The sequence below is a fragment of the Zhihengliuella alba genome (genome assembly GCF_039538765.1).
Taxonomy (GTDB): domain Bacteria; phylum Actinomycetota; class Actinomycetes; order Actinomycetales; family Micrococcaceae; genus Zhihengliuella; species Zhihengliuella alba.
The window spans coordinates 33,935-48,012 of sequence record NZ_BAABCJ010000005.1 but is presented as its reverse complement, the minus strand read 5'-3'; the positions used below and the strand labels follow the sequence as shown (position 1 = coordinate 48,012).

Here is a 14,078-nt window from a genome sequence, read left to right as displayed (position 1 = left end):
TAGCCCAACCTAAGTCCATTACGGAAAAGCATTCACGCCTATATTGATGGACTCGGTGGGGAAACCCCGGCCTGGATTCCGGGCCGGGGTCGCCCCACCGGGTCCTCCGGGGGTGCGGCGTCAGGACTGGTGCCGGCGCACCCACTCGTGCAGGGCGTCGCGCACGAACTCCGCGCCCTCGGCGCCCCCGTAGTTCGCCGCGAAGCGCTCGTCCGCCACGTACAGGTCGCCGAGCCCGGCGATGTAGCCGGTGTTCGGCTCCCCGCCGGCCCCGGGCGTGCCCGGGATGGAGCCGAGCCACTCCACGTGGCGGGCCGCGAGCGCTTGGGCGCGCTCCGACGTCGGACTCTCGCCGGCCGCGGCCGCCGCGGCCCAGTCCTCGCCGAGGTCGCGCACGCGCGCCTTCCACGCGGCGCGCTCCTCCTCGCCCAGGCCGCGCCACCAGCGGTCCCCCGCCCGATAGGCGTCGGCGCCCCAGCGCTCGGTCACTTCTTCCTTGTACTGCGTGTGGTCGAACCCGTCGAACATGCTGTCCGCCATGAGATCGCCACCTCCCTTCAACGTGGTGATGGTCCGCTCGACCGACGCGATCTGCCGCGCCAGCCGCTCCTGCTCGCCGCGCAGGACCTCCAGGTGCGTGCCCAGCACCCGGGCCTGCGCCGCCCGCCCCGGGGCGGACGACGCCGACCCGGCCGCCGACGCGTCCAGGGCCTCCCGGATCGCCGGCAGGCCGAGGCCGAGGCCGCGCAGGAGCAGGATCCGCTGGAGGCGGAGGAGGCTGTCGGCGTCGTAGTAGCGGTAGCCGTTGTAGCCGACGCGCGACGGAGGCAGGAGCCCGACGTCGTCGTAGTGCCGCAGCGTCCGGCTGGTGGTCCCGGTGCACCGGGCGACCTCCTGGATGGACCACTCGCGGCCCGGTGCCCCGGCGTCGTCGGCTCCGTGCTGCACGCTCGTCACGTCCGCGCTCCTCCTGTCCCGTCCCTCCCGCCAGGGTGCCCCGGCGGCGTGGTCACCACGGTAGAAGTTGACGCAACGTCAAGGTCAAGGGGCAGCGTTCGGGAGGGCTCAGACGCCGAAGAGCCCGATGACCAGGCCCATCGCCAGCACCGACACGAGCTCGTGGGCGGAGTTGAGCAGGGTCAGGGCGGCCGGCCGGCTCTCGAAGGCGTCGTGCGTGAAGAAACGGGCGAGCGTGAACCCCGCCCACAGGATCACTGCGGTGATGAGCGTGTTGGCCAGGAAGGAGCCGCCGTAGAACTCCTGGGCGATGAAGGCGGAGCCGGCCAGGACCCAGGCGGTGATGAACGTGGCGATGGCGCTGACGATCAGCGGTCCAGCGATGCTCCCGCCCTGCTCGGAGGGCACGCGCGCCAGGCGCATCCAGACGCCGCCGAACGTCTGGGGGGCGTACCAGGCCATGCCCACCAGCATCGATGCCACGGTGGCGACGAGGACGGCCCAGATATTGATGTCGGGAACCATGGGGAACTCCTAGCGGTCGGCTGCGCGCCGCGAGGGCGCCGGTGCCGTCAGTGTAGGCACGGTCGTCCCCAGTGGGACAGGGTTTCCGGGGTCCTCAGAGGGCGGTGGCCAGCAGTGCTCCCACGGCCGAGAGCGCTCCGACCGCCAGCAACGCGCCCATCGCCACGACGCCGACGCCGATCGCAACCATCCGCCGCGCGACGAGGCCGCACTGGGACGGGGACTGCGACCGGGCGCCACCGCCCCTGCGCCGGGTCGCGGAGCGCCCACTGCCCGAGGACGCCGTCCCCGAGGACGCTGTGCCGGTGGAGGCGGGACGGGCGGGGCTGGACGGTCCCGTGCTGGGTGCGGCGGTGGCCAGATGGCGGGCGGGTGCTGGCATGCGGTCTCCTGCGGTGGCGCCCCGGGGCGGGGCCGGCGGTTGCTGCGTCACCCCTTAAGAGCGTCCGGAGCGCGGATCGTGACGCGGTTTCCGCACCTTTTCTTGAGCCTGGCCGCAGCCCGCGGACAGCAGACGGTAGACGGCCGCGTCAGGAGGCGTGCAGCAGGCCCAGCAGTCGAGCGGCGGCGGGCCGGGCGGCCCACTCCTCCTTGGCCTGGGCGCGCAGGACCGCCTTGGAGACGGCCTGGCTGGTGATCCCGAGGGCCACGCCGATCTCCTTGTGCTGGCCGCGCACCCCGGGGACCAGGAGGTCCACGACGGCCCACTCGGCGGCGGTGCGCCGGGCCACGATGTGCCCCAGCAGACGCAGGACGGCCTCGGCCTCGGCGGCGAGGTCGGCCTCCGGCCCGGAGACCACCAGGGGCACGCGCTCGCCGGTCCGCTGCGCAGCGGTGACGGCGCGCCGGGCGTGGACGATCGCCGACCCGCGCACGTCGTCCAGCGCCTCGGGCAGCGGCTCGTGGAGGGAGCCGACGCCGATGCCGACGTTCCAGCGGCGCTCCCGCAGCGCGACGAGGGCCGCGGCGACCACGGCGGCCGGGTCGGTCAGGATGCCGATGGTCTCGTCGGCCACCGAGCGGCGGAACGCGAACGCCGTCGGCAGGTCGCCGAGGGCGCGGACCAGATCGTCCACGCGGTCCCCGGCCGCGCGCGTGTCCCGCTGGTTGATGGTCACCACGTACATGCGGTCAGTATGCCAGCCGCCTCCGGGCGCTGGCCGGGCGGGCCGGCGGCCGGGACAGCTCGATGACGCTCCAGCGCAGGAAGAACTGCGTGAGCGGCCCGATGAGCAGGGCGTAGGCGACCGTCCCGACGCCGACCACCCCGCCGAGCAGCCAGCCGATGGCCAGCACCGTCACCTCCACCACGGTCCGGACCAGGCGCATGCTGATCCCGGTCCGCAGGTGGACGCCCGTCATGAGCCCGTCGCGCGGGCCGGGGCCGAACTGGCTGCCGATGTAGAGGGCGCCACCGATCCCGTTGACCACCAGGGCCGCGCCGATGGCCGCGAGCTGCCAGCCGAGCCCCTCGATGGGCGGCACCAGCCACAGCGTCAGGTCGGCGGCGACGCCCAGCCACAGGACGTTGGCGATGGTCCCGAGGCCGGGCCACTGCTTGAGCGGGATCCACAGCAGCAGGACCACGAAGCCCAGCAGGATGATGATGGCGCCGATGCTCAGCGGCACGCGGGTGCTCAGCCCGACGTGCAGGACGTCCCACGGCGCCTGGCCGAGGCCGGCGCGGATGAAGATCGCCATGGCGGCGCCGAACAGCGTCAGCCCGACGAACAGGTTGAGGAGCCGCAGGGGGAGGCGTCCGGCGCGGAGCTGCTGCAGCGGCGTCAGGGGGAGGAGCTTCGGGTGGGTCGTCTGTGCCATGCCTCCACTCTCCCGCCGATTGGACCTTGAAAAAATAGCCAATCGGGGCAGAATGGCTCCATGGCCACCATCACACCCGCCCGTCGTCTCGGCGGCGGGCGCCTCGCCGCGATGCTCGGCGAGCCCGACGCGGCGCGGCCCGCCTACGCCTGGCTGTCCGACTCCATCCGGCAGCTGATCGCCAACGGCCGGATCATCCACGGCACCGCGCTGCCGAGCGAGCGCCAGCTGATGGGCACCCTGGGGCTCAGCCGCACCACGGTCTCGCGCGCGTACGCCGAGCTGCGCGACCGCGGCTACGCCACGGCCCACGTCGGCGCCGGGACCATCGCCCGCGTGCCGGGCGGGCCCGTGGGCGGCGGCGCGGAGCCCCTGCCGCTCGGCGGCTTCGGCCCGCGCGGCGGGACCTCGGGGGCGTACGACGACGTCGGCGAGCCCACCGCCGTCGACCTCACCTGCGCCGCGCCCGCCGCCCCGGTCGGCCTGGCGGACGTCTACCAGGAGGCCCTCGACGAGCTGCCCGCCTACATCAACGGCATGGGCTACTTCCCGCTCGGCGTCCCGGCGCTGCGCGCGGCGATCGCCGCCGACTACACCCGCCGCGGCGTCCCCACGGACGCCGAGCAGATCCTCGTGACGGCCGGCGCCCTGGCCGGTGTGGCCGCGGCCGCGCGGCTCCTGCTCAAGCCCGGCGCCGTCGCGCTGGCCGAGAGCCCCACGTACCCCAACAGCGTCACGTCCCTGCGCCACCACGGGGTGCGCGTCGCGTCCGTGCCCATCGGCGCGGACGGCACGGACGTGGACGCCGTCGCCGGGGCCCTGCGCTCCAGCGGCGCGCGGGTGATGCTGTGCCTGCCGGACTTCCACAACCCCGTCGGCACGCTCGCCTCGGACGAGGTGCGCGAGCGGTGGGCGGCGGAGCTGCGGCGGGCCGGGGCCACGGGGATCGTCGACGAGACGTGCGCGCGCCTGTGGCTGGACGAGGAGCCGGACGTGCGGCCGATGGCGGCGTTCTCCCACGACGTGGTGACCATCGGCAGCGCCAGCAAGTCGCACTGGGGCGGGCTCCGGCTGGGGTGGATCCGGGCGCCGCACGCACTGGTCGGCGGGCTCGCGCGCATGCGCATGACGCTGGACCTGGGTGCTCCGGTGCTGGACCAGCTGGTCCTGGCGCGGCTCATGGAGCGCGGCAGCGATCTGGCACCGGAGACGCGAGTGCGGCTGCGGGCCGCCCGCGACCTGGTCCTGGGCCGGGCGGCGGAGCTGCTGCCGGGCTGGAGGGCACGCCGCCCGGCAGGTGGGCTCTCGCTGTGGTTCGAGCTGCCCCGGCCCGCGTCCACGGCCCTGGCCGCGGCGGCCGGGCGCCGCGGCGTGCTGCTGGCGCCCGGCTCGATGTTCGCCGTGGAGGACCACGGGCTGGAGCACTGGATGCGGGTCCCCTTCGCCCAGCCCGAGCACGAGCTCGAGTGGGCGCTGCCGCGGATCGCTGACGCCTGGGGCGAGATCGCCGGCTGACCGCTGGACCGGCCGGGCACCTGACCCGCCGGCACCCCTGAGCGGCGCAGGCCGGTCACCGGCGGGTCGGTCAGTGGCGCCGTTCGGTCACCGGCGCCGTTCGACGTCCACGACGGTCCAGCGGAAGAAGAGCTGGCAGAGCGGCCCGATCGAGAGGGCGAACACCACGGTTCCGAGGCCGACCACGCCGCCCAGGAGCCAGCCGACGGCCAGGGCGGTGAGCTCCATGATGGTGCGGATCGCGCGCACGCTCAGGCCCGTCCGGAAGTGGAGCCCGGTCATCAGGCCGTCGCGCGGCCCGCCGCCGAACTGCGCCCCGATGTAGACGGTGGTGCCCACCGCCGCCAGCACCGTGGCGAGCGCCATGGCGCCGGCCTGCCAGGCCAGCCCGTGGATCGGCGGCAGCAGGGTGATCGTCAGGTCGGCGATGGGCCCGACGGCGAACGTGTTCACCAGCGTGCCCAGGCCGGGCCACTGCCGGAGCGGGATCCAGAGCAGCAGGATCAGCAGGCCGAGCAGGACGATCACCGTGCCGAAGCTGATCGGGAGCAGCCGGCTCAGGCCCTGGTGCAGGACGTCCCAGGGCGAGAGTCCGAGCCCGGCCCGGACGAACAGGCCCACGCCGGCGCCCAGTACCACGATCCCGACCGCCAAGTTCAGCAGGCGCAGCGGCTTCCGCGGCGCGCGCAGCTGCTGCAGCGGCGTCATCGGGACCAGGCGCGCGCGCGGCCGGCCGGACGGGCACGGAAGCGGGACGGAAGGCATTGAAACCATTAAACCCGAGGAGCCGGCCGCGCATCGGCTTCCGGCGCTGCTCCGTGGGCTCCTCCGCGCTCCATGGCGCGGCGTGCATTCCTGGGCGCCCGGACCACAGCGTCTCTCCGCGGCGGCTACGCCTCGGCGTCGGAGGGCGCCGCCACCGTGAGCCCGCGCAGGGCCTCCACCGTCCGGGCCAGGTCCCGGTCGTCCAGGTCCAGGGGGTGCAGGAGCCGGCTCATCCCGTCGCGGACCCGCCGGATGCTGTCCTCGGCCAGGTCGGTGAGGTCCAGGTGCGTGCGCCGGCCGTCGGCGGGGTCGGGTGTCCGGACCACCATGCCCTTCGCCTCCAGCCCCCGCAGGGCAGTGCTGGCGTTGCTGGACTTTAGGCCCAGGTCCGCGGCCAGTTCCTTGGGAATGGTCCCGGGGTGCCGGTGGATGTGGCTGATCACCGTGATCTCCTGCCGAGTGAGCGGGACGAGCTCGGGGTCGCGGTAGCCGTGGTCCTGGAGGCTGCGGGCGACGTCGATCAGGGCGTCGGCCAGATCGGCCAGGAGATCGTCGCGACGGGATGGGGGCGTGGGCATGTACCTATGCTAACATAGCTATATTCCCATAACTATTGGAGGCCCATCCATGTCCATCGCGCCCGCCGCCGCGCCGGCGGAGACCCGCCAGCCCACCGCACTCGGCGCCGCCGCCCTCTTCACGCTCGCGCTGCTCGCCGCCGTCGCACCGTTCGCCACCGACCTGTACCTCCCGGCCTTTCCGGAGATGGTGCCGGACCTCGGCACCACCAACGCGGGCGTGCAGCTCTCGCTCACCGCCTTCCTCGTGGGCGCGGGACTCGGGCAGGTCCTCTTCGGCCCGCTCTCGGACCGCTTCGGCCGGCGCGTCCCGCTGCTCGCGGGCGTCGCCCTGTACGTCCTGGCGTCGGCGGCCGCGGCCCTCGCGCCGACGGTGACGCTTCTCGTCGTCGCCCGGCTGGTCCAGGGGCTCACCGGTGCCGCCGGCATGGTCATCGGCCGCGCCATGATCGCGGACGTCGCCACGGGCCAGGCCGCCGCCCGGGCCCTGAGCATCATGATGCTCGTCGGGGGCGTGGCGCCGGTCGTCGCGCCGGTGGTGGGGAGCGTCCTGGCGGAGCCGCTCGGCTGGCGCGGGCTGCTGTGGATCGTGGCCGCGCTCGGCGTCGTGGCGCTCGGGTTCGCGCTCGCCGTCCTGCGCGAGACCCACTCCCGCCTCGTCGGAGGGGCCGCCGGCGCACCCGCGGCTGCGGCCGGAGCCGCGCGGGTCCCGCTCGCCAAGCTGCTCACGGGCCGCGTCTACGCGGGCAACACCGTCGCGTTCGCCTTCGCCTTCGCCACGATGATGGCCTACATCTCCGCGTCACCGTTCCTGTACCAGGAGATGATGGGCTTCGGCACGCTCGCGTACGGCCTGCTCTTCGGCGCCAACGCGCTGGGCCTGATGGTGCTCTCCGGGGTGTCGGCCAAGCTGGCCGGCAGCGTGCCCGTCCGCCGGCTCGCCCGCACCGGCCTGCTGCTGAACGCCGCGGCGATCGCGGCCATGGCCGTCGTCGTGCTGAGCGGTGCCCCCGTTACCTGGCTGATCGTCCCGATCTTCGTGGCCGTCGCCTCCCTGGGCCTGGTCTTCGGCACTACGACGGCGCTCGCACTCGACGCCGTCCGCAGCAGCGCCGGCGCGGGCTCGGCGCTGCTCGGCCTGCTGCAGTTCGGCCTGGCCGGCGCCGTCGCGCCGCTGGTCAGCCTGGGCGGCGAGGGCACGGCGCTGCCGCTGGTCCTGTCGATGCTCGTGGCGACAGTGGTCGCCAACGTCGCCTTCTCCTGGGGCCGGCCGCGCGATTAGTCCCGGCCGAGTCCGTCCGGGTCCCGAAAACGCCAAGGGGCGGCCCACCCGCACGGTGGACCGCCCCTCGCCGGGGTGCGCCGATCAGGACGCGTCGCCGTCGTCGATCAGACGTCGCGACCCTGCGGCTCGTCCTCCTCGGACTCCTCGCCGAGGCGGTTGAACCGCTCCACCGAGGCGGCGAGCTCGGCCTCGGCGGCCTCGCGCCCCTGCCAGCCCTCGGCCTTGACCCACTTGCCCGGCTCCAGGTCCTTGTAGCGCGTGAAGAAGTGCTCGATCTCCTTGATCAGCCACTCGTCCACGTCCTCCAGCTCGCGGATGTGATCGAACCGCTTGTCGGTCGGGACGCAGATCAGCTTGGCGTCTCCGCCGCCGTCGTCCGTCATGTTGAAGACGCCCACCGGGCGGGACTCGACGATCACACCGGGGATCAGGTCCACGCCCGGGATCCACACCATCGCGTCCAACGGATCGCCGTCCTCGCCCAGCGTGCCCTCGAAGTAGCCGTAGTGGGTCGGGTACTGCATCGACGTGAACAGCACGCGGTCCAGCCGCAGGCGGTGGGTCTCGTGGTCGATCTCGTACTTGACGCGCGATCCCGCCGGGATCTCGATGGTGACGTCGTGGCTCATCGGCTCTCCTAGATGTGGCTCCGCGGGGCAGTCGTGGGGCAGCGCCCCGCGGGACTAGTGTTTAAGTGCTGTGGCAAGCGTATATTGCGCCGCCCGCCTGCCCGAAGTCCCGCCGATCACAGAGGTGCCGCCGATGCGTCGCAAGTCCAGTCGCCGCCTCCGTGCCGCGGGTCTCGCCCTCATGGTCCTTCTGGTGGTGGCCCTGCTGGTGATCAACCTCCTCCACCTCGCGCCGGCCGTCCTCACCCGGACGACGCCGCTGGTCCCCCAGGACGAGCTGCCCACCGTGGGTGCCGCGCAGGTCACGGCCGCCCCGCCGCTCGGACAGGAGCCCGTGACGGCGGAGGCCGCCGAGGCCGCGCTCGGCCCGGTCTTCGAGAGCTTCCCGACCGCGGCCGGCCACGTCACCGGCACCGTGGTGGACGTCGCCAGCGGCGACCCGGTCTTCTCCCGTGGCGGCGACACCCCGGGCACCCCGGCATCGAGCCTGAAGACCCTGACCGCCGCCGCCGCGCTGAGCGTCCTCGGCGAGGACCGCACCGTGGCGACGTCCACCTACTCGACCGGAGGCGATGTCCTGCTGGCCGGCGGGGGAGACGTTCTGCTGACGCCCGAGCGGCTGGCCGTGCTGGCCGCGGACACCGCCGCCGCCCTGAGCGAGGGGCAGGGCGGCGACGCCGCACCGGTGCAGGTGGTGCTGGACGACACCCTCTTCGACGGCAGCACGCTGAGCCCGCACTGGGACCAGTCGCTGTTGACCACCAACAACATCGCGCCCGTGATGCCTCTGGCGATGTTCGCAGCACGGGCGTCCGCCGCCTCGGGCGCTCCCCGCGTGGCGGACCCGGCGATGACCGCCGCGCTGTCGTTCCGCGACGCGTTGGCCGCCGAACTCGGCGGGGACCGGGTCGCGGGCGAGGTCGTCCGGGGCGTGCGCGGGGAGGACGCGGAGCCCCTGGCGAAGCTCGTCTCCCCGACGATCGGGCGGATGGTCGAGGTGATGACGCAGCACTCGGAGAACTACGTGGCGGAGACGCTCGGGCGGCTGGTCGCCATCGAGCTCGGTCAGCCGGCGAGCTTCGGCGGCGTCTCCCACGGGCTGACCCGTGCCCTCGAGCGCATGGGGATCGACACCGCCGGTGCCAGGATCGTGGACGCCTCCGGTCTGGCGGCGGCGAACCAGGTGACCCCGGACCAGTTGGCGCTGATGATGGCGGCGGTGACGACGGCGGGGCACGAGGATCTGCGCGACGTGACCTACCTGCTGCCGATCGCCGGCGCAACGGGGACCATGGCCCACCGCCTCGGCACCGAGCAGACGCTCGGCCGGGTGCGGGCCAAGACAGGGACGTTGGCCGGCGTCGTGACGTTGACCGGTCTGGCGGTGACGGAGAACGGCCGTCTGGTGGCCTTTTCCTTCTTCGCCCGCGACGTGCCCGGCAGCCTGGGCGCCGCCCGAGCAGAGCTCGACCGTGCCGCGGCGGCCCTGACGACGCTCTAGACAGCATTGACTGGGGGTCAGTTCCGTTTGATCCGGCGCGACGTCCATAGGATGTGGTGATGCACTCCTATGGCGTTGACCCTCGTGAAGGGACCGCTGAGATTGATGTCCCGGACTACCGGGTGGATTTCATCTCTAGCGAACCGAGCGTTCATGACGAACGGATCGTCTCGGGCGCTCCGGATGTTGAAGCCGTTCTAGCGTGGGCCGATGCCGAATCCTCCGGGCGCGGATACTCCATTTACAGTCTGTGTCCAGTCGAAGACGGCTATATCATGCTTCACCTTTTGAGCCGCCAGGAACGGTCCGAGACCCCCGAGGGGGCGTAGCGTCGAAGCAGCGCCGGCCGCGCTCAGCCCAGCGCGGAGAGCAGATCCGCACAGGCCTTGGCGCAGCGGCGGCAGGCCTCCGCGCAGACCTTGCAGTGCTCGTGCATCTCCGCGTGGCCGGCGCATTCCTCCGCGCAGCGCTCGCACACGTCGCGGCAGGCTTCCAGGAGCGAGCGCACGTAGGCGGCGCCGCCGTCCGGCCGCCGCGAGAGGACCGAAGCGGTCGCGGCGCAGATGTCCGCGCAGCTCGCGTTGAGGCGGATGCACGTGCTCAGCTCCGCGACCATGTCCTCCGAGAGGCAGGCGTCCGCGCAGGTGCTGCACGTCTGGGCGCACTCGACGCAGGCCGCCAGGCACTCGGCCAGTGCCGCCCCGTCCACCGTGGAGCCGCCCGCCTGGAACTCGCGGGGATGCGTGGCCTGCATGCTGCTGATGACGTCGTTCATGGCACTACTCCTCTGCATCGATGAGCAGGGCCGCCGACGTCGCTCCGCCGGGGGCCGCGGCCGCCCTGCGTGCTATTAGGTGCACGGTGCTGTCTGGACACTGTGCTGGTGTGACAGTCCGGACGCTAACAAGCCGTCAGCGCGTGACGAAAGGGGACGGACGAGTTGTTCAGCGATCTCCCAGTGACCCGTCCGGCCACGGAGCGCGTAGCGAGGGGGCACCATCCGTGATGGGATGGGCACCATGGACCACCGCCTCATCCACTGGGAGCTCGCCGCCAAGACGGCGGCCACGCTCGGCACGCCCGGCCCCAAGCTCAGCCCCGCTGAGGCGAGTGCAGTGGTCGCGGACCTGCGACGCCATGCCGATGCCGCCGTCGGGCACGTCCACGAGATCACCCGGCTGGAGGCGGCACGCGACCTACGGGACTCCGGCGTGCTGATCGTCGACCGGGCCAGCTGGGCGCGCGCCAACGTCCACAGCTTCGAGGCGATCATCGACCGCCCGCTGCGCGAGGCCGCCGCCAAGCACTCGGAGAGGCTCAGCGCCACCTCTGCGGCCGTCACGGCGCGGGCCACGGGAGCGGAGATGGGTGCCATCCTCTCCTTCCTCTCCTCCAAGGTCCTGGGCCAGTTCGACCCGTTCGCGCCCCTGAAGCGCCCCCACCTGCCGGAGGCCGGACGGCTCCTGCTGGTCGCCCCGAACATCGTCGAGGTCGAGCGCGAGCTCAATGTGGAGCCCGCCGACTTCCGGCTCTGGGTCTGCCTCCACGAGCAGACGCACCGGGTCCAGTTCGCCGCCGCTCCCTGGCTGCGCGACTACCTCCTCGGCAGCATCGCCGAGCTGGTCGAGGGCATGCTCGGCAAGGCGGACAGCCTCGGCGAGCGGCTGACCCGCCTCTTCACCGAGAAGACGCCCCTGACGGAGCTCATCCGCGACGAGAAGGACCGCGAGGTCATGAGCCGCCTCACCGCCGTGATGAGCCTGCTCGAGGGCCACGCGAACGTGGTCATGGACGGCGTCGACTCCTCGATCGTGCCCACCGTCAAGACCATCCGCCAGCGCTTCGCCCGCCGCGGCGCGGACCGCGGGGCGCTCGAGAACTGGCTGCGCCGGATCCTCGGCCTGGACGCCAAGATGCGCCAGTACGCCGACGGCCAGAAGTTCGTCTCCGCGGTGGTCCAGCAGATCGGCATGGAGGGCTTCAACCGGGTGTGGGAGCGCCCCGAGCACCTGCCCACCGAGCACGAGCTGCACCACCCGCAGGAGTGGGTCGACCGCATGCGGGCCTAGCGTGGGCGGGAACCTGCCACCCCAGCTTGCCGCGGCGCGGGCCGCCGTCCGGGAGGCCGTGGCCGCCTGGCGGCTCCAGCCGGCGGCGCCGGAGGGCAGCGAGTACGACGGCGGGGCGCACCGAACCGCGGCCACCCCGGTCACCGCGCCCGCGCTCCCTCGGGTGCTCGTGGCCTGCAGCGGCGGGGCCGACTCCCTGGCGCTCGCCACCACCTGTGCATTCCTGGCCCGCAAGGGCCGGCTCACCGCCGGCGCGGCGGTGGTGGACCACGGGCTCCAGCCCGGCAGTGCGGAGGCGGCCGGGCGTGCCGCGGACCAGCTGACGGCCCTGGGGCTGGCCCCGGTGGAGGCCATCGCCGTCGAGGTGCCGTCCCCGGGGAGCGAGGAGCAGGCCCGCGCCGTCCGCTACGCCGCCCTCGAGGCCGCCGCGCAGCGCTGGGAGGCCGCCGAACCGGGGCCACCCGTTGCGGTGCTCACCGGCCACACCCTCTCCGACCAGGCCGAGCAGGTCCTCCTCGGTCTGGTGCGCGGCTCCGGGACCCGCTCTCTGGCCGGCATCCCCGCGCGGCGAGGCCGGTTCCTGCGCCCATTCCTCGGGACGGCGCCGCAGGGCGCTGTGCCCGACGGCCTGGTTGGCCGGGCGGACGGTCTCTGGCGCGGGGACACCGAGGCCATCTGCGCTCACGAGGGCCTCGAGTTCTGGCAGGACCCCACCAATGCCGAGCGCGACGCTCTCCGGAACCGGGTCCGCCTCGACGTGCTCCCCTACCTCGAGCGCGAGCTGGGCGGGGGAGTGGCGGCGAACCTCGCGCGCACCGCTGCCCTCGCCGCGGCGGACGCCGACCACCTGGACGTCCAGGCCGAGCAGGCGCTCGCCGGACTCCGCCTTCCACCCACCGGCGGCCGACAGGACGAGGGCGCCCCGGCGGGAGACGACGTCGTCCTCCCCCTGCCCGGCGTGCGGGCGCTGGACGGGGCGCTGCGGCCGCGGGTCCTCCGCCTAGCGGTCCGCGCCGCCGGCGGGGAGGCACCCACCTCCGAACGGACCGCGGCGCTGGAGGGGCTCGTGGCGGGGCGGGGATCGGCCGGCCCCGTGCAGCTCGCCGGCCACGTGGCGGCGTACCGGGTGCGCGACGGGCGCGAGCACGGTTGCCGCGGACCCCTGCTGGTCCTCCGGCGCACGCTCCCACCGCCCGGGACGGAGGCGGAACCGCCTTGGGCCGCGCGGTAACCTTGGGTGTAGCCGCCGCCCGCCCGGTCTCCGCGCCGGAGCGGGACACCCGACACTTCAGGAGCCCGTTCGTGGATTCGAATGACGTCAGCGCCGATCTGGCGCATGTGCTGTACACCAAGGAAGAGATCGACGCGAAGGTCGCCGAGCTCGCCGCCCAGATCGACAAGGACTACGAGGGCCGGGACCTGCTGGTCGTCGGGGTGCTCAAGGGCGCGGTGATGATCATGGCCGATCTGGCCCGGGCGCTGCACTCGCACGTGACCATGGACTGGATGGCCGTCTCCTCCTACGGCTCCGGCACCACCAGCTCCGGCGTGGTCCGTATCCTCAAGGACCTGGACACGGACCTCATGGGCAAGCACGTCCTCATCGTCGAGGACATCATCGACTCCGGGCTGACCCTGTCCTGGCTGAAGTCCAACCTGGTCTCCCGCGGCCCGGCCTCGGTGGAGATCTGCACGCTGCTGCGCAAGCCGGAGGCGGCGAAGGTCAAGATGGACGTGAAGTACGTGGGCTTCGACTGCCCCAACGAGTTCGTGGTCGGCTACGGCCTCGACTTCTCGGAGAAGTACCGCAACCTGGACTTCATCGGCACGCTGGCCCCGCACGTCTACCAGTAGGCGTCTCGCTCGGTCGCGACCGCGGCACGAGGTCGCGCTCAAGCACCGCGGAGGCCTAGCTAGGCCTGCCCGGAGTGGCTGGCCAGAAGGCCGTGCCAAGCTTGAGCCGTGACCATCAACATCCAACAACTGCTGCACGGGACCGTCGCCGAGGTCTTCGACGGTGAATCCGTGAAGTGGCGGGAACTTGCTTGCGACTCGCACGTGCACGGTCTCCTGTTGAGCGCAGAGGAAGGCGTCGATGCGCGGATTCGTCGCGCAGAACTGCGCGCCAGTCACGACTGGTTCGATGCTCGCATCCTGGACCTAGATGTCGGGGTCACTCTCTTCGCCTACGGCGACAGCGAGGTCGAGAAGGCAATCGAGATTCGTGAACTCGCGCATCTCATCCTCGCCTGCTTTCGTGGGGAGGGTCAGATCACGTACCGTCCCAATCTCATCCGGCGACGCTCGGTGCCGACGCTGACAGTCGAGACGGAGGGGCGCCGCTGGAGCCTGCGGCGAAGCACTTGCACGTATACGGGTCTCTAGTCGACGGCGTCTGAGGCGACGGCCTGTTGTGTTTCGTCCCATGGGACG

The 14,078-nt window shown here is 72.8% G+C and carries 16 protein-coding genes; 7 read left to right on the top strand and 9 right to left on the bottom strand.

Annotated features, from left to right (window positions below; all coding sequences use genetic code 11):
* Positions 1–120 precede the first annotated feature (120 nt).
* The 5 genes from ABD784_RS09810 to yczE (ABD784_RS09790) all read right to left on the bottom strand — a co-directional run bounded on the left by ABD784_RS09810 (position 121) and on the right by yczE (ABD784_RS09790) (position 3,303).
* Positions 121–957 (bottom strand): MerR family transcriptional regulator, encoded by an 837-nt coding sequence (locus ABD784_RS09810; protein ID WP_344883690.1) that lies wholly within the window; start codon positions 955–957, stop codon positions 121–123.
* Between the two features lie 108 nt (positions 958–1,065).
* Positions 1,066–1,482 carry a DUF1761 domain-containing protein gene (locus ABD784_RS09805; RefSeq protein ID WP_344883687.1) on the bottom strand — a complete coding sequence of 139 codons (417 nt, stop codon included), beginning with the start codon at positions 1,480–1,482 and terminating at the stop codon, positions 1,066–1,068.
* A 94-nt stretch (positions 1,483–1,576) separates the two neighbouring features.
* A complete protein-coding gene (locus ABD784_RS09800) occupies positions 1,577–1,864 on the bottom strand; it encodes a hypothetical protein (protein ID WP_344883684.1) in 288 nt (95 codons plus the stop codon).
* A 148-nt stretch (positions 1,865–2,012) separates the two neighbouring features.
* Entirely contained in the window at positions 2,013–2,609 is a 597-nt protein-coding gene (locus ABD784_RS09795) for a hypothetical protein (protein WP_344883682.1), read from the bottom strand.
* Positions 2,610–2,613: 4 nt separating this feature from the next.
* Entirely contained in the window at positions 2,614–3,303 is a 690-nt protein-coding gene (yczE, locus tag ABD784_RS09790; RefSeq protein WP_344883679.1) for a membrane protein YczE, read from the bottom strand.
* Positions 3,304–3,363: 60 nt separating this feature from the next.
* Between yczE (ABD784_RS09790) and yczR the strand changes: the two genes are divergently transcribed.
* On the top strand, positions 3,364–4,818 hold the full coding sequence (yczR, locus tag ABD784_RS09785; protein ID WP_344883676.1) for a MocR-like transcription factor YczR: 1,455 nt from the start codon (positions 3,364–3,366) through the stop codon (positions 4,816–4,818).
* Positions 4,819–4,905: 87 nt separating this feature from the next.
* On the opposite strand, the gene yczE (ABD784_RS09780) is transcribed toward yczR, so the two are convergent.
* Both yczE (ABD784_RS09780) and ABD784_RS09775 read right to left on the bottom strand, forming a co-directional pair.
* On the bottom strand, positions 4,906–5,583 hold the full coding sequence (yczE, locus tag ABD784_RS09780; protein ID WP_344883672.1) for a membrane protein YczE: 678 nt from the start codon (positions 5,581–5,583) through the stop codon (positions 4,906–4,908).
* A gap of 125 nt (positions 5,584–5,708) precedes the next feature.
* A complete protein-coding gene (locus tag ABD784_RS09775) occupies positions 5,709–6,161 on the bottom strand; it encodes a MarR family winged helix-turn-helix transcriptional regulator (protein WP_344883669.1) in 453 nt (150 codons plus the stop codon).
* A gap of 49 nt (positions 6,162–6,210) precedes the next feature.
* Here ABD784_RS09775 and ABD784_RS09770 point away from each other — a divergent pair, with 49 nt between their 5' ends.
* The gene (locus ABD784_RS09770; RefSeq protein ID WP_344883666.1) at positions 6,211–7,443 is read left to right on the top strand and encodes a Bcr/CflA family efflux MFS transporter; all 1,233 of its coding nucleotides are present in this window, start codon (positions 6,211–6,213) and stop codon (positions 7,441–7,443) included.
* Positions 7,444–7,550: 107 nt separating this feature from the next.
* On the opposite strand, the gene ABD784_RS09765 is transcribed toward ABD784_RS09770, so the two are convergent.
* The gene (locus ABD784_RS09765; protein WP_344883663.1) at positions 7,551–8,075 is read right to left on the bottom strand and encodes an inorganic diphosphatase; all 525 of its coding nucleotides are present in this window, start codon (positions 8,073–8,075) and stop codon (positions 7,551–7,553) included.
* A 133-nt stretch (positions 8,076–8,208) separates the two neighbouring features.
* Between ABD784_RS09765 and dacB the strand changes: the two genes are divergently transcribed.
* Positions 8,209–9,576 carry a D-alanyl-D-alanine carboxypeptidase/D-alanyl-D-alanine endopeptidase gene (dacB, locus tag ABD784_RS09760; RefSeq protein WP_344883660.1) on the top strand — a complete coding sequence of 456 codons (1,368 nt, stop codon included), beginning with the start codon at positions 8,209–8,211 and terminating at the stop codon, positions 9,574–9,576.
* 352 nt (positions 9,577–9,928) lie between these two features.
* On the opposite strand, the gene ABD784_RS09755 is transcribed toward dacB, so the two are convergent.
* Positions 9,929–10,351 (bottom strand): four-helix bundle copper-binding protein, encoded by a 423-nt coding sequence (locus ABD784_RS09755; RefSeq protein WP_344883657.1) that lies wholly within the window; start codon positions 10,349–10,351, stop codon positions 9,929–9,931.
* Between the two features lie 235 nt (positions 10,352–10,586).
* Between ABD784_RS09755 and ABD784_RS09750 the strand changes: the two genes are divergently transcribed.
* From ABD784_RS09750 to ABD784_RS09735, 4 genes are all read left to right on the top strand, one after another.
* Positions 10,587–11,645: a zinc-dependent metalloprotease gene (locus ABD784_RS09750; RefSeq protein ID WP_344883654.1), complete on the top strand. Its 1,059-nt coding sequence runs from the start codon at positions 10,587–10,589 to the stop codon at positions 11,643–11,645.
* A 1-nt stretch (position 11,646) separates the two neighbouring features.
* Positions 11,647–12,876: a tRNA lysidine(34) synthetase gene (locus ABD784_RS09745; RefSeq protein ID WP_344883651.1), complete on the top strand. Its 1,230-nt coding sequence runs from the start codon at positions 11,647–11,649 to the stop codon at positions 12,874–12,876.
* Positions 12,877–12,947: 71 nt separating this feature from the next.
* A complete protein-coding gene (gene hpt, locus ABD784_RS09740) occupies positions 12,948–13,499 on the top strand; it encodes a hypoxanthine phosphoribosyltransferase (protein ID WP_344883649.1) in 552 nt (183 codons plus the stop codon).
* A 108-nt stretch (positions 13,500–13,607) separates the two neighbouring features.
* Complete coding sequence (locus ABD784_RS09735; protein WP_344883646.1) at positions 13,608–14,030, top strand: hypothetical protein; 423 nt, start codon at positions 13,608–13,610, stop codon at positions 14,028–14,030.
* Positions 14,031–14,078: the final 48 nt, after the last annotated feature.